Origin of the sequence: Micromonospora inyonensis (assembly GCF_900091415.1) — a bacterium.
In the GTDB taxonomy this organism is placed as follows: Bacteria; Actinomycetota; Actinomycetes; order Mycobacteriales; family Micromonosporaceae; genus Micromonospora; species Micromonospora inyonensis.
Genome location: NZ_FMHU01000001.1, coordinates 879,893 through 899,619 on the forward strand (window position 1 = coordinate 879,893; position 19,727 = coordinate 899,619).

At 71.6% G+C, this 19,727-nt stretch carries 18 protein-coding genes and 1 riboswitch; of the genes, 8 read left to right on the top strand and 10 right to left on the bottom strand.

Translation table 11 applies throughout. The features are described from left to right. Nucleotides 1-15: 15 nt before the first annotated feature. Together groL and GA0074694_RS03900 are read right to left on the bottom strand one after the other, a co-directional pair. Nucleotides 16-1,638, bottom strand: a complete 1,623-nt coding sequence (gene groL, locus GA0074694_RS03895; RefSeq protein ID WP_091452533.1) for a chaperonin GroEL — start codon at nucleotides 1,636-1,638, stop codon at nucleotides 16-18. A gap of 823 nt (nucleotides 1,639-2,461) precedes the next feature. Continuing rightward, nucleotides 2,462-2,665, bottom strand: a complete 204-nt coding sequence (locus GA0074694_RS03900; protein ID WP_013288855.1) for a cold-shock protein — start codon at nucleotides 2,663-2,665, stop codon at nucleotides 2,462-2,464. 224 nt (nucleotides 2,666-2,889) lie between these two features. Here GA0074694_RS03900 and GA0074694_RS03905 point away from each other — a divergent pair, with 224 nt between their 5' ends. After that, nucleotides 2,890-3,420: a GNAT family N-acetyltransferase gene (locus GA0074694_RS03905; RefSeq protein WP_091452536.1), complete on the top strand. Its 531-nt coding sequence runs from the start codon at nucleotides 2,890-2,892 to the stop codon at nucleotides 3,418-3,420. A 90-nt stretch (nucleotides 3,421-3,510) separates the two neighbouring features. Here the strand turns inward: GA0074694_RS03905 and paaN are convergent, their stop codons facing one another. Next, nucleotides 3,511-5,187 (bottom strand): phenylacetic acid degradation protein PaaN, encoded by a 1,677-nt coding sequence (gene paaN, locus GA0074694_RS03910; RefSeq protein ID WP_176737766.1) that lies wholly within the window; start codon nucleotides 5,185-5,187, stop codon nucleotides 3,511-3,513. Nucleotides 5,188-5,270: 83 nt separating this feature from the next. On the opposite strand from paaN, the gene GA0074694_RS03915 reads away from it, so the two are divergent. Further along, nucleotides 5,271-5,813, top strand: a complete 543-nt coding sequence (locus GA0074694_RS03915) for a hypothetical protein (RefSeq protein ID WP_176737767.1) — start codon at nucleotides 5,271-5,273, stop codon at nucleotides 5,811-5,813. Here GA0074694_RS03915 and GA0074694_RS03920 read toward each other — a convergent pair. Further along, nucleotides 5,752-6,771, bottom strand: a complete 1,020-nt coding sequence (locus tag GA0074694_RS03920; protein WP_091452542.1) for a GNAT family N-acetyltransferase — start codon at nucleotides 6,769-6,771, stop codon at nucleotides 5,752-5,754. The two genes, GA0074694_RS03915 and GA0074694_RS03920, sit on opposite strands and share 62 nt — an antisense overlap. A 188-nt stretch (nucleotides 6,772-6,959) precedes the next feature. On the opposite strand from GA0074694_RS03920, the gene GA0074694_RS03925 reads away from it, so the two are divergent. Next, nucleotides 6,960-7,862 (top strand): IS5 family transposase, encoded by a 903-nt coding sequence (locus tag GA0074694_RS03925; protein ID WP_425413601.1) that lies wholly within the window; start codon nucleotides 6,960-6,962, stop codon nucleotides 7,860-7,862. Between the two features lie 255 nt (nucleotides 7,863-8,117). Here GA0074694_RS03925 and thrC read toward each other — a convergent pair whose 3' ends face one another. Further along, the gene (thrC, locus tag GA0074694_RS03930; protein ID WP_091452548.1) at nucleotides 8,118-9,404 is read right to left on the bottom strand and encodes a threonine synthase; all 1,287 of its coding nucleotides are present in this window, start codon (nucleotides 9,402-9,404) and stop codon (nucleotides 8,118-8,120) included. 10 nt (nucleotides 9,405-9,414) lie between these two features. Next, nucleotides 9,415-9,550: riboswitch (SAM riboswitch) on the bottom strand. 132 nt (nucleotides 9,551-9,682) lie between these two features. Between thrC and GA0074694_RS03935 the strand changes: the two genes are divergently transcribed. Then, a complete protein-coding gene (locus tag GA0074694_RS03935) occupies nucleotides 9,683-10,414 on the top strand; it encodes an A24 family peptidase (protein WP_141713953.1) in 732 nt (243 codons plus the stop codon). A 96-nt stretch (nucleotides 10,415-10,510) separates the two neighbouring features. Beyond that, the gene (locus tag GA0074694_RS03940; protein ID WP_141713954.1) at nucleotides 10,511-11,188 is read left to right on the top strand and encodes a hypothetical protein; all 678 of its coding nucleotides are present in this window, start codon (nucleotides 10,511-10,513) and stop codon (nucleotides 11,186-11,188) included. A 3-nt stretch (nucleotides 11,189-11,191) separates the two neighbouring features. Here the strand turns inward: GA0074694_RS03940 and GA0074694_RS03945 are convergent, their stop codons facing one another. After that, nucleotides 11,192-12,022: a peptidoglycan recognition protein family protein gene (locus GA0074694_RS03945; protein ID WP_091452559.1), complete on the bottom strand. Its 831-nt coding sequence runs from the start codon at nucleotides 12,020-12,022 to the stop codon at nucleotides 11,192-11,194. A 141-nt stretch (nucleotides 12,023-12,163) separates the two neighbouring features. Between GA0074694_RS03945 and GA0074694_RS03950 the strand changes: the two genes are divergently transcribed. Then, nucleotides 12,164-13,531: a CBM96 family carbohydrate-binding protein gene (locus tag GA0074694_RS03950; protein ID WP_091452563.1), complete on the top strand. Its 1,368-nt coding sequence runs from the start codon at nucleotides 12,164-12,166 to the stop codon at nucleotides 13,529-13,531. A gap of 354 nt (nucleotides 13,532-13,885) precedes the next feature. Here the strand turns inward: GA0074694_RS03950 and GA0074694_RS03955 are convergent, their stop codons facing one another. Beyond that, nucleotides 13,886-14,098, bottom strand: a complete 213-nt coding sequence (locus GA0074694_RS03955; RefSeq protein WP_091452566.1) for a DUF397 domain-containing protein — start codon at nucleotides 14,096-14,098, stop codon at nucleotides 13,886-13,888. Continuing rightward, nucleotides 14,089-14,781, bottom strand: a complete 693-nt coding sequence (locus tag GA0074694_RS03960; protein ID WP_245714535.1) for a DUF5753 domain-containing protein — start codon at nucleotides 14,779-14,781, stop codon at nucleotides 14,089-14,091. The genes GA0074694_RS03955 and GA0074694_RS03960 overlap by 10 nt, the downstream gene beginning before the upstream one ends. 210 nt (nucleotides 14,782-14,991) lie before the next feature. Between GA0074694_RS03960 and GA0074694_RS32565 the strand changes: the two genes are divergently transcribed. Then, nucleotides 14,992-15,507: a DivIVA domain-containing protein gene (locus GA0074694_RS32565; RefSeq protein ID WP_245714536.1), complete on the top strand. Its 516-nt coding sequence runs from the start codon at nucleotides 14,992-14,994 to the stop codon at nucleotides 15,505-15,507. 5 nt (nucleotides 15,508-15,512) lie between these two features. Next, the gene (locus tag GA0074694_RS03970; RefSeq protein ID WP_091458617.1) at nucleotides 15,513-15,794 is read left to right on the top strand and encodes a hypothetical protein; all 282 of its coding nucleotides are present in this window, start codon (nucleotides 15,513-15,515) and stop codon (nucleotides 15,792-15,794) included. On the opposite strand, the gene GA0074694_RS03975 is transcribed toward GA0074694_RS03970, so the two are convergent. Both GA0074694_RS03975 and GA0074694_RS03980 read right to left on the bottom strand, forming a co-directional pair. Then, on the bottom strand, nucleotides 15,784-16,656 hold the full coding sequence (locus GA0074694_RS03975) for an ABC transporter permease (RefSeq protein WP_091452573.1): 873 nt from the start codon (nucleotides 16,654-16,656) through the stop codon (nucleotides 15,784-15,786). The genes GA0074694_RS03970 and GA0074694_RS03975 overlap by 11 nt on opposite strands. A 59-nt stretch (nucleotides 16,657-16,715) precedes the next feature. Further along, the gene (locus GA0074694_RS03980; RefSeq protein ID WP_091452578.1) at nucleotides 16,716-19,583 is read right to left on the bottom strand and encodes an alpha/beta fold hydrolase; all 2,868 of its coding nucleotides are present in this window, start codon (nucleotides 19,581-19,583) and stop codon (nucleotides 16,716-16,718) included. Between the last annotated feature and the right edge of the window lie 144 nt (nucleotides 19,584-19,727).

Sequence of the window (19,727 nt, forward strand, 5' to 3'; positions counted from 1 at the left end):
GTGTCGGAACCGGACTCAGAAGTCCATGTCCCCGCCACCCGGGCCAGCCGGGGCGGCCGGGGCCTTCTCCGGCTTGTCGGCCACGACGGCCTCGGTGGTGAGGAAGAGCGCCGCGATCGAGGCGGCGTTCTGCAGCGCCGACCGGGTCACCTTGGCCGGGTCGATGATGCCCGCCGCCAGCAGGTCGACGTACTCACCGGTCGCGGCGTTGAGGCCGTGACCCGCGTCGAGGTTGCGGACCCGCTCCACCACGACGCCGCCCTCGAGGCCGGCGTTGACGGCGATCTGCCGCAGCGGGGCGTCCAGCGCGATCTTGACGATCTGCGCACCGGTCGCCTCGTCGCCGACCAGGTCCAGCTTGTCGAAGGCGGTCTTGCCGGCCTGCACCAGCGCGACACCACCACCCGGGACGATGCCCTCCTCGACGGCGGCCTTCGCGTTACGGACGGCGTCCTCGATGCGGTGCTTGCGCTCCTTCAGCTCGACCTCGGTGGCCGCGCCGACCTTGATCACCGCAACGCCACCGGCCAGCTTGGCCAGCCGCTCCTGCAGCTTCTCGCGGTCGTAGTCGGAGTCGCTCTTGTCGATCTCGGCCCGGATCTGGTTGACCCGGCCCTGGATCTGCTCGGCGTCGCCGGCACCGTCGACGATGGTGGTCTCGTCCTTGGTCACCACGACCTTGCGGGCGCGGCCCAGCATGTCGACGCCGACGGCGTCCAGCTTGAGGCCGACCTCCTCGCTGATGACCTGGCCACCGGTGAGGATGGCGATGTCGCCCAGCATGGCCTTGCGGCGGTCACCGAAGCCCGGCGCCTTGACGGCGACCGACTTGAAGGTGCCCCGGACCTTGTTGACGACGAGGGTGGCCAGGGCCTCGCCCTCGATGTCCTCGGCGATGATCAGCAGCGGCTTGCCGCCCTGCATGACCTTCTCCAGGATCGGGAGCAGGTCCTTCACCGACGAGATCTTGCTGTTGACGATCAGGATGTACGGGTCGTCGAAGACGGCCTCCATACGCTCCGGGTCGGTCATGAAGTACGCGGAGATGTAGCCCTTGTCGAAGCGCATGCCCTCGGTGAGCTCAAGCTCCAGGCCGAAGGTGTTGCTCTCCTCGACGGTGATGACACCTTCCTTGCCGACCTTGTCCATCGCCTCGGCGATGATCTCGCCGACGCTGGTGTCACCAGCCGAGATGGAGGCGGTGGAGGCGATCTGCTCCTTGGTCTCCACGTCCTTGGCGAGCTTGGACAGCTCCTCCGAGACGTTCGCGACCGCGGCCTCGATACCCCGCTTCAGGGCAATCGGGTTGGCGCCGGCGGCCACGTTGCGCAGACCCTCGCGGACGAGGGCCTGGGCCAGGACGGTCGCCGTCGTCGTGCCGTCACCGGCCACGTCGTCGGTCTTCTTGGCGACCTCCTTGACCAGCTCGGCGCCGATCTTCTCGTACGGGTCCTCGAGCTCGATCTCCTTGGCGATGCTCACACCATCGTTGGTGATGGTGGGGGCACCCCACTTCTTCTCGAGCACGACGTTGCGGCCCTTGGGGCCGAGCGTCACCTTCACGGCGTCGGCGAGCTGGTTCATGCCCCGCTCGAGGCCGCGACGGGCCTCCTCGTCGAACGCGATCATCTTGGCCATACGGCGTTGTCCTCCTGGACACTCACGGGCCACCCGAGTGTGTGTCCCGGATGGGCCGCCTGGTGTACGCACCTTGGGACGTCGCCACCTGGCGACGACGACGTCTCCTCGGCCGGGCCGGATAGCCCGCGACGACCGGCCATGTGCCACGCTGCTCGATGCCGCGTGACCGTGGCCCTACCGCCCCGACCATTGGCACTCGCGCCATGCGAGTGCCAATGACTTGTTTAGCACTCTCCCCTGCCGAGTGCAAGCACGATGCCTCCGCCGGGCGCTCTCACCGGCGGCCCCACACCGCGCCGGACGCGAGAGGGCCATGAGTCAGACGAACGGGTCGACTTTCCGGGACACGTCCAGTTCATGATCGACGCGGCGAGGGGCAAGAGGGGAGGGCGCCGGACGGGCGGACACCCCAACGGCGGAACACCCCGGACGAGCGAGGCCCGGGAAGCCGAGAGGCCCGGGGAGACGCGAGAGGCCGGGGAGACGCGAGAGGCCGGGGAGACGCGAGAGGCCGGGGAGACGCGAGAGGCCGGGGAGACGCGAGAGGCCGGGAAGACGCGAGAGGCCCGGGGTCCGCCGCACATCGGGGCGTCCGCACGGAGGGACGCCCCGATATGCCGCAGTTCACGTCGGGTCGGCGACTCAGCGAGCCGCCGAGACGGATTGGTGGACGGGGGCGCGCCCGGCTCCGAAGGGTCGGATCCGGGCAGGCCCGGAGGGGACGGGTCGACCGTGGCCCCGCCGGCAGACTGCGCGCCGGAGCAGCGTGGCGTTCCCGGTCGTGGCGGCGGCACGGCAGCGTCGCCTCCACGTGGTCGGCTCAGGCGATGACGCGCACCCGCTCGGCCTGCGGACCCTTCTGCCCCTGAGCGATCTCGAACTCGACCCGCTGCCCGTCGTCCAGCGCCTTGTAGCCGTCCATCTCGATCGCGGAGAAGTGGACGAAGACGTCCTGCCCTCCGTCGACGGCGATGAAGCCGTAGCCCTTTTCGGCGTTGAACCACTTGACGGTGCCTTGCGCCACGGTGCACTTCCTCACTTCGCTGGGCGACACGCAACCCCCGACACCGACCCGACCGGCATCGGGATCACCGCTTTCCGCACCGGCCCGGAGCGGCCGATGTTCGGTGACCGAAATCGCACGCTACACGAAGCGTGACCGCAGCGCACGATCACAAAACGGGGCATAACGGGCGGCTGTCGACCCGGAATCACATTGGCGACCATCATTGCGGTAGGCATTCGGACATGACGCGGAATCCGGCCGGTTCGACAGCACGCGTACCCGCCGTCCGCCGGGTCCGCCCGACCGACGCCGCACGAATGCGGGCCCTGCGCCTGGAGATGCTCGCGGACGCTCCGCTGGCCTTCCTGGAGACCCTCGCGGACGCCGCCGCCCGTCCGCACGGCGAGTTCGCCGCCCGGATCGCGTACACCTCGACCGGCCCGCACACCGCGCAGTTCGTCGCCGATCCCGACGGTCGCCTGGTCGGCCACGCCGGGGGCGTCGCCTCGCCGCACGAGGCGGGCCTGACCGTGGTGTTCGGGGTCTACGTCACCCCCGCCTGGCGCGGCACCGGGCTGCTCGCCGCCCTGATCGACGGGGTAGGGGCCTGGTCCCGGGCGTGCGGACGCCCGGAACTCATGCTGGAGGTGGTGATCGGCAACGACCGGGCCTACCGGTCGTACCTGCGGCTGGGCTTCACCGACACCGGGGTACGCGTACCGCACCCCACGATCCCGTCGATGCGCGAACTCCAGATGCGCCGACCCGCCTGAGGGAGCGCGCCGAGCCGCCTGAGGTGGTTGCAGGGAGCCCCTCCTACCAAAAAACGGTAGGAAGGGTCCCCTGCAAACAACCAACCCCGGTCAGGCGGTGTGGCGACGGCTCTGCACGACGCGGAACCGGTTCGCCACGTACGCGCCGTCGGTCAGGGCGGCGTTGGCGGCCGGGTTGGCGCCGCTGGCGTGGAAGTCGGAATACGCCGCCGACTGGTTGACGAAGACCCCTCCGGTCAGGTTGCAGGACAGGTGCACCCCGACCTCGACCGCCGTCGCCTCGGCCGCGTCGAGCACCGCCTCGTCGGTGGAGTAGACGGCGGCGGTCAGCGCGCCCTTCCGTCCGACCGTGGTGCGGAGGATCTCCAGGCTCTGCGCGGTCGAGCCGGTGGCGATCACGAACGAGATGGGACCGAACCACTCCCGGCCGTAGGTCGTGGTCGCGTCCGCGCCGAGCTTGACGATGGTCGGCGTACGGACCACCGCGTCGGGGTGTGCCGGGTGCGCCAACGGACGCGACTCCAGCACGACGTCACCGAGCTTGGCCGCCTCGTCCAGCCGCTCCAGCACGCCGTCGTTGACGATCGCGCCGGTCAGCTCGACGGCGCGGGCCGGGTCGGCGGTGAGCTTGCCGACCGCCCCGGCGATCCCGGCGGCGACCTCGTCGAAGCTCTTGTGCCCCTGGTCGGTGGTGATACCGCCGGCCGGGACGAGGATGTTCTGGGAAGTGGTGCACATCTGGCCGCTGTACAGGGTCAGCGTGAAACCGAGGTTGCGGCACAGGCCGGCGAAGTCGTCGGTGGAGTCGATCACCACCGTGTTCAGCCCGGCCTTCTCGGTGTAGACCGAGGCCTGGCGGGCGTGCTGTTCCAGCCAGTCGCCGTACTCGGTGGAGCCGGTGAAGTCGACGATCTTCACGGCCGGGTGCAGGGCCAGGTCGGAGGCGAGCTTCTCGCCGGGGGCCTCCGCGGCGAGCAGCACCAGGTTCGGGTCGAACCCGGCCTCGGCGAGCACCTCCCGGGCCACCTGGACGGTGATCGCCAGCGGCAGCACCGCGCGCGGGTGCGGCTTCACGAGCACCGGGTTGCCGGTGACCAGCGAGGCGAAGAGACCGGGGTACGAGTTCCAGGTCGGGAAGGTGTTGCAGCCGATCACCAGCGCGACCCCGCGGGGCACCACGTGGAACGTCTTGGTCATCCGCAGCGGATCGCCCTTGCCGGCCGGCTTCTCCCACCGGGCCGTCGCCGGGTGCCGGGTCATTTCCGCGTACGCGTACGCGATCGCCTCCAGCGCCCGGTCGAGCGCGTGCGCCCCGCCGGCCTGGAACGCCATCACGAAGGCCTGCCCGCTGGTGTACTGCACCGCGTTGGCCAGCTCGAAGATGCGCTTGTGCAGGCGGGACAGGATCTCCAGGCAGACCCCGGCACGGGCCTGCGGGCCGGCGTCCCGCCAGGCGGGCAGGGCGGCGGAGGCGACGGTCACCAGCTCGTCGACCCGGGCGTGCGGGTAGCGCACGCCCAGCGGCACCCCGAACGGGCTCGCCTCGGTGGCGACCCGCTCGCCGGTGCCCGGCTGGTCGAGGGGGAAATCGCCGTCCAGGTACGCCTCGAAGGCGGCCCGCCCGTCGGCCGCGGCGGTCTCGCCGTACACGCGGGGACTGGGGGACTCGGGGTAGGCGGACCAGTACCCGCGCTCGGAGATCGCGGTCAGCGCGCGGGCGAGGGTGTCGGCGTGCGTGGCGTACAGGGGATGCGGGGTCTCCGTCATGCCCGCCATCATGCCGTAGCCCGGGACCGGTCGGTAGGAGCCGCCGGGTGGCCGCGTTCGACCCGACGGCGCATCCTGGAGCCGTGCGGCAGCGGACGCGGACCACGCTCACCTGGCTCAACGGCACCACGCCGGTCGGCCTGGCGCTGGCGGTGCTGGCCCGCACCACCCGGCGGCGCACGCCGGACGGGCTGGTCGTCGCCGGGGGGTACCGGCTGCCGGTGCCGAGGCAGGCGTGCTTCACGGTCGGCGCGGTGGTGCTGACCCGCCGCCCACCCGAGTGGCTGCTGCACCCGGACCGCGCCGACCTGCTCGGCCACGAGCGGCGGCACACCGGCCAGTACGCGCTGCTCGGGCCGCTCTTCTGGCCGGCGTACTGGCTCGCCTGTGCCTGGTCGTACGCGTTGACCGGCGGCTACGGTCCGGGCAACGTCTTCGAGCGGCGGGCCGGCCTGGCCGCCGGCGGATACCCCGAGCCGACCCTACGCCCCTGGGCGGCGGCACTGCGCCCTGCGGCGCCGGGCCAGGGCACCGCCGGGCGGGGGCCGGGCGGGGAGGCCGCGCTCAGAGGTCGAGCTGCCAGTTCGTCCAGGCGTCGACGGGACGGAACCCGAGCTGCTCGTTGATGGCGATCATGTGACGGTTGTCGGCGGCGTTCCAGGTGTCGATCTCCCGCAGCTCCGGCTCGTGCGCCAGCACGTACCGCAGGTTTTCGATCTTGGCTAGCAGGCCGAGCCGGCGCCCACGGTGCTCCGGATCCACGATGGTGATCTGCTGATCGGCGTGCCGTGGGATGGACGGCAGGACGATGATCATCGTCCAGGCGACCAGCCGGCCACTCTCCTCGTGCACCACGCCGCAGTGGTACGGGGCCCGGCCCCGGGCCGCCAGCGCGCGCTCGATGCCCCGGACCCGGTCCGCGTCGACGTGGTCCGGCTCGATCACCAGGTCTCCCGTCGGGGAATCGAGCACGAGCCGACTGTCGAGGTAACCGACGTCGGCGACGTACGCCTCGGGGGTCTCCGCCTGCCAGGTGATCGTGCGGTACCCGGTGGCCCGCTCGCGCGCGTCGGCCAGCAGCGCGCCGAGGGCGGCGTGGTCCAGCCGGTCGACCACGAGTCGGCGGCGTACCTCGCCCAGCGCCGGCTGCGCACCGAGCGCGGCGGCGAACCGCGCACCGACCGCCGGTCGTTCCGGCCCCTCCGGCAGCGGCCCGACCGATGCCGCGATGATCCGCTTCCGGCCGTGCTCGCGCAGCACCCGCACGGCGTGCTGGTACAGCGCCCGCCCGACGCCCCGTCGCCGGTGGGCCGGGTGGACGACCAGGTCGACACCCGCGTTGTCGACGTTCTCCACGTGCGACAGGTACAGGTTCAGGTAGCCCACCGGGACGTCGTCCAGGGTGGCCAACGCGGTCAGGTGTGTCTTGCCCGGCATCGGGTGCCGGATCCCGCCCTCGAACTGCTGACGGGACAGCTCCGGGAAGTCCGGCAGGTCGACGGCCTGCGCGGCGGCGGCCACCTGGAACGCCGCGTCGATCGCCGCCTGGTCGGACTCGTCGAAGGACGCGATGACGATGCTCATGCCAACGAGCGTGCGCGACCGGCACGGAAACGGGCCAGCGATTAGGCCGTGTGTCATAAGTGCCCGTGGTCCTGGCTGTGAGGTTGATCGGCTGGGCGTGTCGGTGATCGATATGCGGTGAGGTCTCCGGTAGATGGGTTATCGACCAAGACAACCATCTGCACGGAGACCTCGTGGCCAGCGTAGCGGTGACGAGGCGGCACGACCTGACTGACGCGCAGTTTGCGGTGTTGGAGCCGCTGCTGCCCAGACCGAAGAAGGCAGGTCGACCGCCGAAGTGGAGCAAGCGGCAGCTCATTGACGGGATCAGGTGGCGGGTCCGCACGGGTGCGCCGTGGCGGGACGTGCCGGACTGCTACGGGCACTGGCGCACGGTGTACGGGCTGTACCGGCGCTGGCAGCGGGCCGGTGTGTGGGCGCGGATCCTGGCCGGGTTGCAGGGTAGGGCCGACGCGGTCGGGTTGATCACCTGGGACGTGAGCGTGGACTCCACGATCGCCCGGGCGCATCAGCACGCCGCCGGTGCCCGCCGGGACAGTCACACGCAGGTCGAGCCGCCGGGCGGCAGTGGCGCCGTCGAGCCGGCCGATCACGCGCTGGGCCGCTCGCGTGGCGGTCTGACGACGAAGCTGCACCTGGCCTGCGAGCAGGGCCGCATGGTGCTGGCGTTCGTCATCACCGGTGGGCAGCGCGGCGACAGCCCGCAGTTCACCACGGTGCTGCACCGCGTCCGGGTGCCTCGCCTCGGCGTCGGCCGACCCCGGTGCCGGCCGGACCGGGTCCTGGCCGACAAGGCGTACAGCAGCAAGGCCAACCGGAGCTACCTGCGCCGGCGCGGCATCGGCTGCGTCATCCCGGTCAAGGCCGACCAGGCCGCGAACCGACGCAAGAAGGGCTCGGCGGGTGGCCGTCCACCCGCCTTCGACCCCAGCGCATACCGGCAGCGTCACGCCGTGGAGTGCGGCATCAACCTGCTCAAACAGCACCGTGCCGTGGCCACCCGATACGACAAGCTCGCCGTGCGGTACGAAGCCACCGCCACCATCAGCATGATCGACATCTGGCTCCGACGCCTCGAACGGCACTTATGACACACGGCCTAAATCGCTGGCCCGGAAGCTCTGGTCGGGAGGGACGATCGCACAACGCCGCCGGCGTTGGGTCGCAAGGCTTGAAAAGTCTTCGGCGATCGCCCTCCCGCAGGAAGCATCCTGCGCCTGACCGGTTACTGGCGTCAAGTCCCCGGAGGGTGGTTTCTGCACCCTGGGCGAACGGTCGGTTACCCGACGGATCGGCCCGATCCCCCGTTCGGGCGATTCGGCCGATCCGTCGGGGCGGTACGCAGGTCAGCCGAGCAGCCCAGCGTCCCGGGCGGCACGCAGCGACGGCTTGATCCGGTGCGTCGGGCCGACCTGGCCGGCGACCGCGTCGATGGTCTTCAGACCCTCGCCGGTGTTGAAGACCACCGTCTCGGCGGTCCGGTCCAGCCGGCCGGAGGCGACCAGCTTGCGCAGCACCGCGACGGTCACCCCACCGGCCGTCTCGGCGAAGACCCCGGTGGTCCGGGCGAGCAGCCGGATCCCCGCGCGGATCTCCTCGTCGTCGGCGTGGTCCATCCACCCACCGGTACGGCGCACCGCCTCCAGGGCGTAGAGGCCGGCGGCCGGGTCGCCGATGTTCAACGACTTGGCGATGCCGGTCGGCTTGACCGGGGTGATGGTGTCGGTGTCGGCGTGCAGGGCGGTGGCGATCGGGTTGCAGCCGGTCGACTGCGCGCCGAACACCTTCCAGCCGCCGGCCGGGGCCTCGACCAGCCCGATCTCGACCAGCTCGCTGAACGCCTTGTCGACCTTGGTGAGCAGTTCGCCGCTGGCCATCGGGATGACCACCTGAGCCGGGATCCGCCACCCGAGCTGTTCGGCCACCTCGTACCCGAGGGTCTTCGACCCCTCGGCGTAGTAGGGACGGACGTTCACGTTGACGAACGCGGTGTCCTCGAACTCGTCGGTCTCGACCAGCTCGCCGCAGAGGCGGTTCACGTCGTCGTACGAGCCGTCGATGGCGACCAGGTCGCCGCCGTACACGGCGGTGGTGATCACCTTGCCCTGTTCCAGGTCACCCGGGATGAAGACCACCGAGGGCACGCCGGACCGGGCGGCGTGCGCGGCCACGGAGTTCGCCAGGTTGCCCGTCGAGGCGCAGGCGAAGCGGGTGAAGCCGAGCGCGCGGGCGGCGGTCAGCGCCACCGAGACCACCCGGTCCTTGAACGAGTGGGTCGGGTTGGCGCTGTCGTCCTTGATCCAGAGCGGGGCGGTGATACCCAGCTCGGCGGCGAGGTTGCCGGCGGCGACCAGCGGGGTCAGCCCGGGGTCGAGGGTGACCCGGGTGGCCGGGTCCTGGCCGGCGGGCAGGAGGGCGGCGTACCGCCAGAGGTTCTGCGGGCCGGCCTCGATCTGCTCCCGGGTGACCCGCGCCAGCGCGGCGGTGTCGTAGTCGACCTCGAGCGGGCCGAAACACTCGTAGCAGGCGTGCTGGGCGGCGAGCGGGTACCGGGCCGAACAGGCGCGGCAGACGAGGGCGCGGGCGGGGCTGGCGGTGGTGTCGATACCGGGGGCGACGATCGTCGACGTCATGTCGAGGGTCCTCTCATCTTTCCCCGCGTCGCACCCTGCGGCGGGGACGGACTTGGCACCTGCCCCGTCGGACGCTCAGCTCTGAGCGCACGGGGTGGTTGCCGGGGCGTCGTCGGGCCGTATCCCTCAGCCCCTCTGGATGAGGTATTCAGTTGTGCAGCAGATTCTACGAGCAGCCTGCGCTTTTGCCGACCCTCCTTCCCACGCTGTGAGCCACCTCGCCCCCGCCGGTCCCCGGCGGGCGGGTGGGCCCGGGGCGGGAGGGATAGGGTGCGGCGGTGTTGGCGGCTGCGCTGGGGTGCGGGGTGGCGGGGGCGTTCGTCCCGGCGGTGGCGTACCGCCTCGCCGTGCCGTACGGGCAGCCCGCCCGGCGGGACTGCGCCGCATGCGGTGCCCCGCTGGCGGCCGGGGCACGCGGGTGGGTGGCGGCCCGGTGCGGGTACGGACACCGGCTGGGGGTGCCGCGCTGGCTGACCGCTTCGGTCGCCGGGTCGGCCGGCGGGCTGCTCGGGGCGGCGCTGGGACCGGTGGCCGTACTGCCGATCTTCCTCGCCCTCACGGTGCTCGGCGTGCTGCTCGGCGTCGTCGACGTCGCCTGTCAGCGCCTGCCCGACCAGGTGGTGCTGCCGGCACTGGCGGCCACTCCGGTGCTGCTCGGTGCCGTCGCCGGCCGGAGCGGCGCGTGGGACGACTGGTGGCGAGGGCTGCTCGCCTGCCTGGTGGTCGGCCTGGTCCTCACCGGGATGGTGCTGCTGCCCGGCGGTGGCCTCGGCGTCGGTGACGCGAAGGTGGGCGCGCTGCTCGGCTGGTACCTCGGCTGGCTGGGGTGGGAGGCGGTGGTCCTGGGCGTGGTGCTGCCCTGGGTGGTGAACGTCCCCGTGCTGCTGGTGCTCCTCGCCACCCGCCGGGTCGGTTGGCGGACGGCGATGCCCTTCGGGCCGGCGCTCCTGGTCGGCGCGCTGCTGGCGGTGCCGGCGGTCACCTGGTGGCCGGCGCTCGCGGCCTTCTGAGCCCGCCGTCCGACGGCCTGCGGATCAGCCCTCGACCGGCACTGGCATCCATTCAGTACTGTCCCGCTCACCGGTTCGAGGGAAAGGTGGCGGACGATGCGTCGGAGGATCGTGCCAGTGGTGGCACTGGTGCTGGTCTGCGTACTGACCGCCTGTGGCGGCAGTGGCAGCGGCAAGAAGAAGCGGTCCCGGGACAGCCGGCCGGCGGCCGGTTCCTCCGCGAAGAAGGTCGTCACCCCGTCGACCGACCGGGACGACGAGGCACCGGTCGACCCCACCCCGAGCCCCACCACGACGCCACGACGCAAGGTACGCGCGCTGACCTGCGGGGACCTCCGCGACGCGCAGGTGGGCAGCAGCACGGTGCGGTACCAGGGGTACCCGGACCACCTGCCGCTGCACGAGGGCCGGTGGAGCGGCGAGGACGGCGCGACCGTCCTGCTCCAGGAGCCCTGCGCGATCGGTGACCTCGACGGCGACGGGGCGGCCGACGCGGTCGGCGCCGTCATGCTGGAGACGGGCGGGACGGGACGCTTCTGGAGCCTGGTGGTGTGGCGCAACGTCGGTGGCGAGCCGCGCTACGTCACCGTCACCGACCTCGGCGACCGTACCCCGGTACAGTCGATCCGGATCACCGACCGGAAGGCCACCGTCATCTACCTCACCCGGTCGGCGGACGCGGCCATGGCGGAGCTGGACATCCGCCGGACCGCCGTCCACCGCCTCTCCGGCACCCGGTTCGCCGAGGTGAGCCACACCGACGCCGCCGCCTGACGATCAGTCGGCGAGCCGACGGGCGAGTTCGGCGGAGACCTTCTGCGCCAGGTCGGGCGGGATCGCGGCGGCGATGGCCTCCGGGGTCAGCGTGGCCAGCACCCCACGGACGATCTCCTCGCTGGGGTTGCGGGCCAGCAGGTCCCGGACGTTCAGGAAGGTCTCGTTGAGCACCCGGAGGGTGGAGTAGTCGGTCGGGATGCCGCCACCGACGTACTGCCACGGCAGGGCGCGCATGGTCCGGGCGACGGCAGGGTCCTGGAGGATGGCCAGGAACTGTGCGGGGGTCATATCGTCCTCACTCTGGTTGAGGGCCTGCTCGACCGTGGTCAGCAGGTGGTCCCAGGGGAAGTTCGCGCCGGGATCGGTGTGGGTGGTGCCACCCCAGGCCAGCCGCATGTCGTCGTGGCCGTAGAAGGCCCGGACCCGCGGGTTCGAACTCATCTCGGCCACAGTGGCGCGGCGGGGCACGACACCGTGCCGGCGACAGACCACGGCCAGCACGTCGGCGAGCCGGTCCCAGGCCACGTTGTCGAGCCACCACTGTCGGGATCTGGCGCTGGTGCCGGTGATCTCAACGGCGATGGCGTTCTCGTTGCCGGTGCCTGAGCCGGCGTGACCGGCGCGTGCGTCGGTGTCCAGGGACTGGACGATGGAGTTCGAGTCGACGTAGAAGTGCGAGCTGACCCCGTCGGTGCGCCGGGTGGCGTAGTCCGCCTCCTGCTCGGCGGTGGCGTCGTTGGCCGTGGCGTGGATCGCGATGCCGTACTTCAGACCGTCCTGGTCGCGGTAGGCGTTGCGGCCCTGGACGAAGGGAATTCCGGGGACCTTCATGGTGGTTCTGCCTTCGGTCGGGCACCGAGCGCACCACAGCGGTCGTCAATGCCCCATCAACCAGGAGGCGTCACCTCGTGCCCGGTCCGTGACGGATCGGGAGTGGACTGGCATCCCGAGCCCACGAAAGGGTGACGACAGGTGCCCAGATCCCGATACGCCGCAGCGCTCGTCCTAGCAATCCTGGCCGGAACCCTCACCTTCGCCCCTCCGGTGCGGGCAAACGGAAACTTCGTCTTCTACCCCACCAACGACAGCCACGTGAGTGCGAGCGCGCCGAACAGCAACTTCGACAACCAACCGGTGCTGGCGGTGGCCGGCAGCCCGACGCGGATCTCCTACCTCAAGTTTTCGGTCACCGGTCTCCTCGACCCCGTGATCCACGCCCGGCTGCGCATCCACGTGTCGACCATCCCCGACTCCGGCAGCCGCACCGGCGGCACCGTGCAGCGGAGCGGAACCGGCTGGCTGGAGACGAGCCTGACCTACGCCAACCGTCCCGCCCTCATCGGTTCGCCGCTCGGCGCCTACGGTCAGGTGACCGCCAACACCTGGTACGACGTCGAGGTCACCGCAGCGGTGATCAACAACGGGATCGTCAGTTTCGGGATCAGCTCCGCCGACGCCAACGGCGCCTACTACGACAACCGGGAGAGCGGTTCGACCGCACCGCAGTTGCTCGTGGAGACCGGTATCCCCGGCACCGGCGAGAACGTCCTCCTGGCCGCCGGTGACATCGCCTCCTGTGACCGGGACACCGACGAGCAGACCGCGCGGATCCTCGACCGGGAACCCGGCACGGTGGCGGCCCTCGGCGACCTGGTGTACGAACAGGGCACTCCCGCCGAGTTCGCCAACTGCTACGGGCCGACCTGGGGGCGGCACAAGGCCCGCACCAAGCCCGCCGTCGGCAACCACGAGTACCTCACCGCCGACGCAGCCGGCTACTTCGGATACTTCGGCGCCGCGGCCGGCCGGCCCGACGAGGGTTGGTACTCGTACGACATGCCGGCGGGCGGCTGGCACATCATCGTGCTGAACTCCAACTGCAGCAAGGTCGGCGGGTGTCACGTCGGTTCGCCCCAGGAACGCTGGCTCCAGGCTGATCTGGCCGCCAACCCCGCGCGGTGCACCCTGGCGTACTGGCACCACCCGATCTTCAGTTCCGGCGACCGGGAACGAGCGGAGCTGCTCCCGCTCTTCCAGGCGCTCTACGACGCGGACGTCGAGCTCCTCCTCACCGGCCACGCCCACCAGTACGAGCGGTTCGCCCCGCAGACCCCGACCCGGGTGGACGATCCCGTGCAGGGCATCCGCCAGTTCGTGGTCGGTACGGGCGGTCGTTCCCTCCAGCCGGACTTCGGGACCATCGTGCCGAACAGCGAGATCCGCAACGGCACCACCTACGGGGTGCTCAAGCTGACCCTGGTCCCCGGGATCTACCAGTGGCGTTTCCTGCCGGTGGCGAACCAGACCTTCACCGACAGCGGCGCCGGCACCTGCCACTGACCGGCCGCCGGGATTTCCTGGTGGGAAAACGTCCAGGCGGACATATCAAAGGGTCTGCTACTGATCCGCTGCAGCCATGCGGCCGATCAGCAACAGCAAAATGAAGCACGATCAGACGTCCGCCCGCCGTAAAGCTCCAACGGATGACGGAAAGGCCGAAAGGCCCTTAGGCCACACATTCAGCGAAGCTAAACGCTACCTACCTACCTACCTACCTACCTACCTACCTACCTACCTACCTACCTACCTACCTACCTCTCTTGAATCAGCAGCACAATTCGCACACCCACTTCCCCACCGCGAGGCCCGACAACGGAACCACCGCATGTCCAGACCGACGGGCCCTATGGCCGATTATTCACGTGCGGTGGGTCCGTCAGCGTGCCGAGCCACCCGGGCGAGGAACATCCGCCAAGACCCGGGGGAGAAGGCCAAGGTGCCACCGTGGGGATCTTTCGAGTCGCGGACGAGGACACAACCGCGAACGCTGTCGGAAACCTCCACACACGCACCGCCGTTCTGGCTACTCCGCGTGCTCTTGCGCCAGACCGTTCCGGTCAGTTCCATTGCTCAGCCACCTCCATAATCAGCTTGGCTGACTGTCCGTACGGAAGGGCCTCACCCCGGATTGACTCCCAGGCCTGCCGGAGCCAGATCAACGCGGACGGGTCGTCGACCACCTGACCCCGGTACTGGTTGTCCAGGTAGGCGACGTCGTCACCACCCGCAAGGGTTGCCAGCACGAACGGTCCACTCAGACCAGCGTACGCGCCAGCCATCGACGGAACGACATGCAGACGCACATGCGGCAACGCGTTTGAAAGATCGAGCAGGTGAAATAGCTGCTCCCGCATGACCGCAGGGCCGCCGACCGCCCGACGCAGGAGGCTCTCGTCCAGGACTGCCACGAACTGCGGAGCGTTCTCCCGGGTGAGGACGTCCTGACGGGCGACGCGCGCCCCCAACCGGCGCTCGATCTCGTCCGCCTTCAACAGTCCGCCGCTCGCGAAGATGGCGCGGGCGTACGCCTCCGTCTGCAACAGCCCCGGCACCACTGCCATCTCGTACCAGCAGAGGGACACCGCCTCGCGCTCGACCTGAATCCAGTCGCGGAACCAGACCGGAGCCCCGCTGTCTCTGACCAGGTCCTCCCAGAGGTTGAGGAGCAGGCCGTCGGTGTCGAGCGCCACGTCCACCGCGCGGAGGAAGTCGGGCTTCGGCGGCTTGAGCCCGTTCTCCACGGCGCTCACGTGCTTGTTGGAGTAGTGCACCCGCTCGCCCAGCGCCTTCCAGGCTGTACACCGACGGCCACGCCCGAGGTGGCCTCGTCTCCGCGGATCGCCGGCCTTCCCCCGTTCGCGCGGCCGGAGGTGGGCCACCGGCCGTCGTCGGGGCCGCCCGTCCCATCGGACCGGGAGGGCGGCCCCGCTTCCCGTTCACCACGTCGGAGGAGGTCACCCGTGTCGCACCGTCCCGTACCACTCGCCCCACGCCACCGCCGCGACTGGCGTACCTGGTGGCGACGGTGCACCTGCGGGCTGGCCTGGCCCTGCCCCGACCGGCGGCTCCCGGTGCCGGTCGAGTCCGCGCCGGACGGGCCGCTGCCAGCGGCGGACGTGGTACGGGCCGCCGGACCGGCCCGGGGTGGGTGCCGGGCTCCGGTCGGTACGCGCGCGCGAGCCTGCCGGCCGTCCCCGCCCGCCCCGGTGCCCCCGGCGCACCGGTCCGGCGTGGTCTACCTGGCACGGACCGGACTACGGCCGTACCAGATCCGCCACGCCGTCTTCGACCGGCGGTGGGTTGGTTTCGCGCCCGAGCAGGTCCATGCCTACCTCGACCGGGTCGCCGCCGAACTGGACCGGCTCCACCGGGAGGTGGTCGTCACCACCGAACAGGCCGACCGGATCCGGGACGGGCTTCGGCAGTGGCAGACCCGACACGCCGGATGCCGGTTCGACCACGCGCCGCGCCGGTGACCACGGTGGACGATCCCCGTTGGGTGATCCACCTGCCGACCACGCTGACCAGCCTCGCCACCGTGGTCGCGCTCGCCGCCGCGCTGCGCGACTCCCTCGGGCACGTCGACGTGCTCGACTTCGGCGAGGTGACGGTCAGCGCGGAGGACGACCAGGGCATGCGTACCCGGGTCTGGTGCGACGCCCGGCTGCCCGGCGGCGGCCGGTGCCCCCTGCCAACCGCGCACGCCGGTCCCTGCCGGCCACCGGAAGTGGGAGCGCCGACGGGCCCGGCGGTCAGCTCGTGACGTCCTTGCGGGTGAAACGCCAGAAGGCGAGCCCCCAGAAGAGGGTGGCGTAGCAGATCGCCGAGACGCAGCCACGGACCACGTCGTCGGTCTGCACGGGCGTGGAGAGCAGGCCCAGCCAGGCGTTGCTGTAGTGGGTGGGCAGGAACTCGCGCAGCACGCCGAGGGCGGTGATCTGGTCGAGGATGCTGGACAGGATCCAGAGCAGCACCGCGCCGCCGACCGCGCCGAGCGCCGCGTCCGTGGTCACCGACAGCAGGAAGGCCAGACCGGCGACGACCAGCATCACCACCGCCAGGTAGCCGAGGACGGCCAGCAGCCGCAGCAACCCCTCCCCCGGGGCCAGTTCGGCGGCGACCAGGCTGCGCAGCGGCGACCAGCCGTACCGGAGGGTGCCGACCAGCAGGGCGGTGCCGGCGAGCGTGAGCAGCGCCAGCGCCGAGTAGGTGAGCGCGACCAGCAGCTTCACCGCCAGCAGCCGGGCCCGGGGCACCGGGATGGCCAGCAGGTAGCGCAGGCTCCCCCAGCTCGCCTCGCTGGCCACGGTGTCCCCGCAGAACAGCGCCACCACCACGACCAGCAGGAAGGACGCCGACACGAAGATGGTGAAGAGGGTGAAGTTCAGTCCACCGGTGGTGGCGAACTCGACCAGGCTGGCGTACTCGCCGCCACCGTTGCCGTCGTCGTCACCCGAGTCGAACTGGAACGCGATCAGGATGATCAACGGCAGCAGCACCATGAACCCGAGCGCGAGCTGGGTACGCCGCCGCGACGCCTGCCGACGGAACTCCGCCCAGAACGGCAGGGTCGCCGACGGGCGGTAACCGGGGGCCGCGCCCACCGTGGCGGACGACGTCGTCATCACCGGTCCCCCGCTTCCCCGCGACTGCACCGCCGGCCCCCCACCTTCCTGGGACTCCATCACCGGTCCCCGCTTCCCCGGGAGTTCTCGCCGACCAGGGCGAGGAAGGCGTCCTCCAGGCGACGCCGGGGCACCACCCGGTCCACCCCGACCCCGGCCCGGACCAGCTCGGCCACCACCTCGCTGCGCGCGGTGCCGTTGGTGTCCACCACGAGTTGACCGTCGGAGTCGGGCAGCACCCGTACGCCGTCCAGCCGGGCCAGCACCTCGCGCGCGGCGTCCGGATCGGTGACGTCGAACAGCACGCTCGGCGACTCGCCGACGATCTCCTCGACCGGGCCGGAGGCGACGATCCGCCCCTTGTTGACCACCACGGCGTGGGTGCAGGTCTGCTCCACCTCGGCGAGGAGGTGGCTGGAGACCAGCACGGCCCGGCCGTCGGTGGCGTACCGCTGGAGCACCCGGCGCATCTCGGCGATCTGCGGCGGGTCCAGGCCGTCGGTCGGCTCGTCGAGCACCAGCAGCTCGGGCAGGCCGAGCATGGCCTGGGCGATGGCGAGCCGCTGCCGCATACCGTGGCTGTAGTTGTTGGTCCGGCGGTGCACCGACGCGCCGAGGCCGGCGATCTCCAGCGCCTCGTCGAAGTGCGCCTCGGCCTCCGGTCGGCCGGTGGCCCGCCAGTACGCCTTCAGGTTCTCCAGGCCGCTGAGGTGCGGCAGGAAGCCCGGCCCCTCGACCAGCGCGCCGATCCGGGAGAGCACCGGTGAGCCGGGCACCAGCCGGTGCCCGAAGACGTAGATCTCCCCGGCGGTGGGCTGGGTCAGCCCCATCAGCACCCGCAGGGTGGTGGTCTTGCCCGCCCCGTTCGGCCCGAGCAGCCCCACCACCTGCCCGGGGTGCACCTCGAAGTCGACGTTCGACACGGCGACGAAACCGTCGGCGTACTCCTTGCGGAGCTGCCGGACGGCCAGCGGCGTGCCCGCGTACGCCGGATGCACGGAGCTGTCCTGACGGCGGTGCCGGCGACGGAGCACGGCGACGAGCACGACGAGCCCGACCGCGATGGTGGCGAGCAGTCCGGCGAGCACCCAGCGCCAGACGGTGGCCGTGGTGGGGATCGGCTCGCCGGTCACCGAGGGCAGCACGACCGGCCCGTCTCCCATGGCGACGGTGTGGACGGTCGGTTCGGCCGGGGTGGCGTACGCCTGGTCGCTGGTGGCGACGACGACCCGCAGCCGGTGACCGGCCTCGATCCGGCGGACGATCGCCGGCAGGGTGACGGTGACCGGCCGGGCCTGGTCGATGGTCGCCGGCAGCCCGCTCAGCCGGACCGGGGCGACCAGGCCGCTGGGGAGGGTGGCGGTGCCGTCCGGGGCGACGTCGTAGAGCTTGACGAAGAGGACGGCCTCCCCGGTCGGGGCGGCGGCCCGGATGCTCACGGTGGGTGCGCCGACCACGTCGACGGCCCGGCCCAGCGGCGCGGACTCGAAGCGGGCGTGCTGGCCGGGCAGGTCCCCGGCGACCCCGTCGAGCAGGGACGAGAAGGACCCGGCGAGCGGCAACGAGGAGATCGCCGCCGGGTTGCCGGCGGGCGGGTTGGCGATCGGCTGCGCCGGGCCGGTCACGGTCACCTCGCGCCGCCCGTCGCCGCCGACGCCCGGGTAGTCGCCGGTGCGGTAACCGGTGGCCACCAGCCCCCGGTCGAGCGCGTCGAACCCGGCGATCCGCGACCAGGTGAAGTCGTCGCCGGGGGCGGCACCGTTGCCGGCGACGTAGTGGTCGAGCCACTGCACGGTCAGGAACTTCACCCGGTCCGAGTCGGTCTCCGGGCCGTCGCCGCCGTCGTGCCCGCCGGTGAACCAGGCGACCCGGACCGGGGTGCCGTTGGCCGCGATCCCGCGCGCGTTGGCGTCGGCCTCGGCGATCGGGAAGAGGCTGTCCGCGGTGCCCTGAACCAGCAGGGTCGGGGACGTGATCCGGTCCAGCACGGTGGCCGGGCTGGACCGGCGGAGCAGGTCGACGGCGGCCTGGTCGCCCCGGCCGGTCGCGGCGATACGCAGGTACGCGGCGCAGACGTCGGCGGCGAACCGGCCGCAGGCGGGGTCCCCGCCACCCGGCGGGGAGCCGGACGCGGTCGGCCCGCCCGGGGTGTTCCCAGTCGGCTCGCCGGGCTGGCCGGTGCCGTCGTCCCCGCTCTCCTCCTCGGCGTCGCCGCCGCCGGGCGGGCCGGTCAGGCCGGCGGGGGCGGCTCCCGCCCCGCCGAAGAAGATCCCGGCCCAGCCCTTCTTGAAGACCCCCTCGGTCGCCTGGCGGCCGGTGCTCTCCGGCAGGAACGCCCGGGGCAGGTCGTTCCAGGTGATCATGGGCACGATCGCGTCGACCCGCCGGTCCTGGGCGGCCAGGAGCAGCGCCAGCCCGCCGCCGTACGAGCCGCCGACCACGCCGACCCTCGGGTCACCGGCGGCGTCGGTGCGCACCTGCGGACGGGCGGCCAACCAGTCCAGCAGCCGCTGCGCGTCGCGTACCTCGTGGTCGGGGCTGTTCAGGTGGATCTGCCCACCGCTGCGACCGAAGCCACGCGCGGTCCAGGTCAGCACCGCGTAGCCCCGGGCGGCGATCTCCTCGGCGTCGGCGCGGACCGTCTCCTTCGTACCGCCGAAGCCGTGCGCCAGCAGCACCGCCGGCACCCGGCTGTCGGTCGAGGCGCCCTCGGGCAGGTAGAAGGTGGTGTCCAGGTCGACCGGCTCGTCACCGGACGGTCCGGAGCGGACGGTCAGCAGCGCGGACTCCGTCGTGTAGGCGGGACGCTCCGGCCACGCGGCCCAACCGACGGCGACGGCGACCAACGCGGTCGCCACCGAGGCGGCGACGAGCCGGCGACCGGTGGGGAGGGCACGCCGGAGCCGCGCGACCGACAGGGTTGGCATGGGATCACGGTACGGTGTCGATCCTGAGCGTTGGCTGGGATCCCCCGTACGGCCGTCCGCCTCGCCCGATCGGCGAACCGACGTGGTCGACCGCGTACCCCTCGACGCAATCCGGCGTATTGAATTCGCATCTCGTGAATTCGG

Bases quoted from the DNA above. Each gene is read 5' to 3' on its own strand.
- GA0074694_RS03905 (WP_091452536.1), top strand. From the start codon at position 2,890: ATGACGCGGAATCCGGCCGGTTCGACAGCACGCGTACCCGCCGTCCGC.
- GA0074694_RS03980 (WP_091452578.1), bottom strand. From the start codon at position 19,583: ATGCCAACCCTGTCGGTCGCGCGGCTCCGGCGTGCCCTCCCCACCGGT.
- groL (WP_091452533.1), bottom strand. From the start codon at position 1,638: ATGGCCAAGATGATCGCGTTCGACGAGGAGGCCCGTCGCGGCCTCGAG.
- GA0074694_RS03920 (WP_091452542.1), bottom strand. From the start codon at position 6,771: ATGAGCATCGTCATCGCGTCCTTCGACGAGTCCGACCAGGCGGCGATC.
- thrC (WP_091452548.1), bottom strand. From the start codon at position 9,404: ATGACGTCGACGATCGTCGCCCCCGGTATCGACACCACCGCCAGCCCC.
- GA0074694_RS03975 (WP_091452573.1), bottom strand. From the start codon at position 16,656: ATGACGACGTCGTCCGCCACGGTGGGCGCGGCCCCCGGTTACCGCCCG.
- GA0074694_RS03945 (WP_091452559.1), bottom strand. From the start codon at position 12,022: ATGAAGGTCCCCGGAATTCCCTTCGTCCAGGGCCGCAACGCCTACCGC.
- GA0074694_RS03955 (WP_091452566.1), bottom strand. From the start codon at position 14,098: ATGGAACTGACCGGAACGGTCTGGCGCAAGAGCACGCGGAGTAGCCAG.
- GA0074694_RS03940 (WP_141713954.1), top strand. From the start codon at position 10,511: ATGCGTCGGAGGATCGTGCCAGTGGTGGCACTGGTGCTGGTCTGCGTA.
- paaN (WP_176737766.1), bottom strand. From the start codon at position 5,187: ATGACGGAGACCCCGCATCCCCTGTACGCCACGCACGCCGACACCCTC.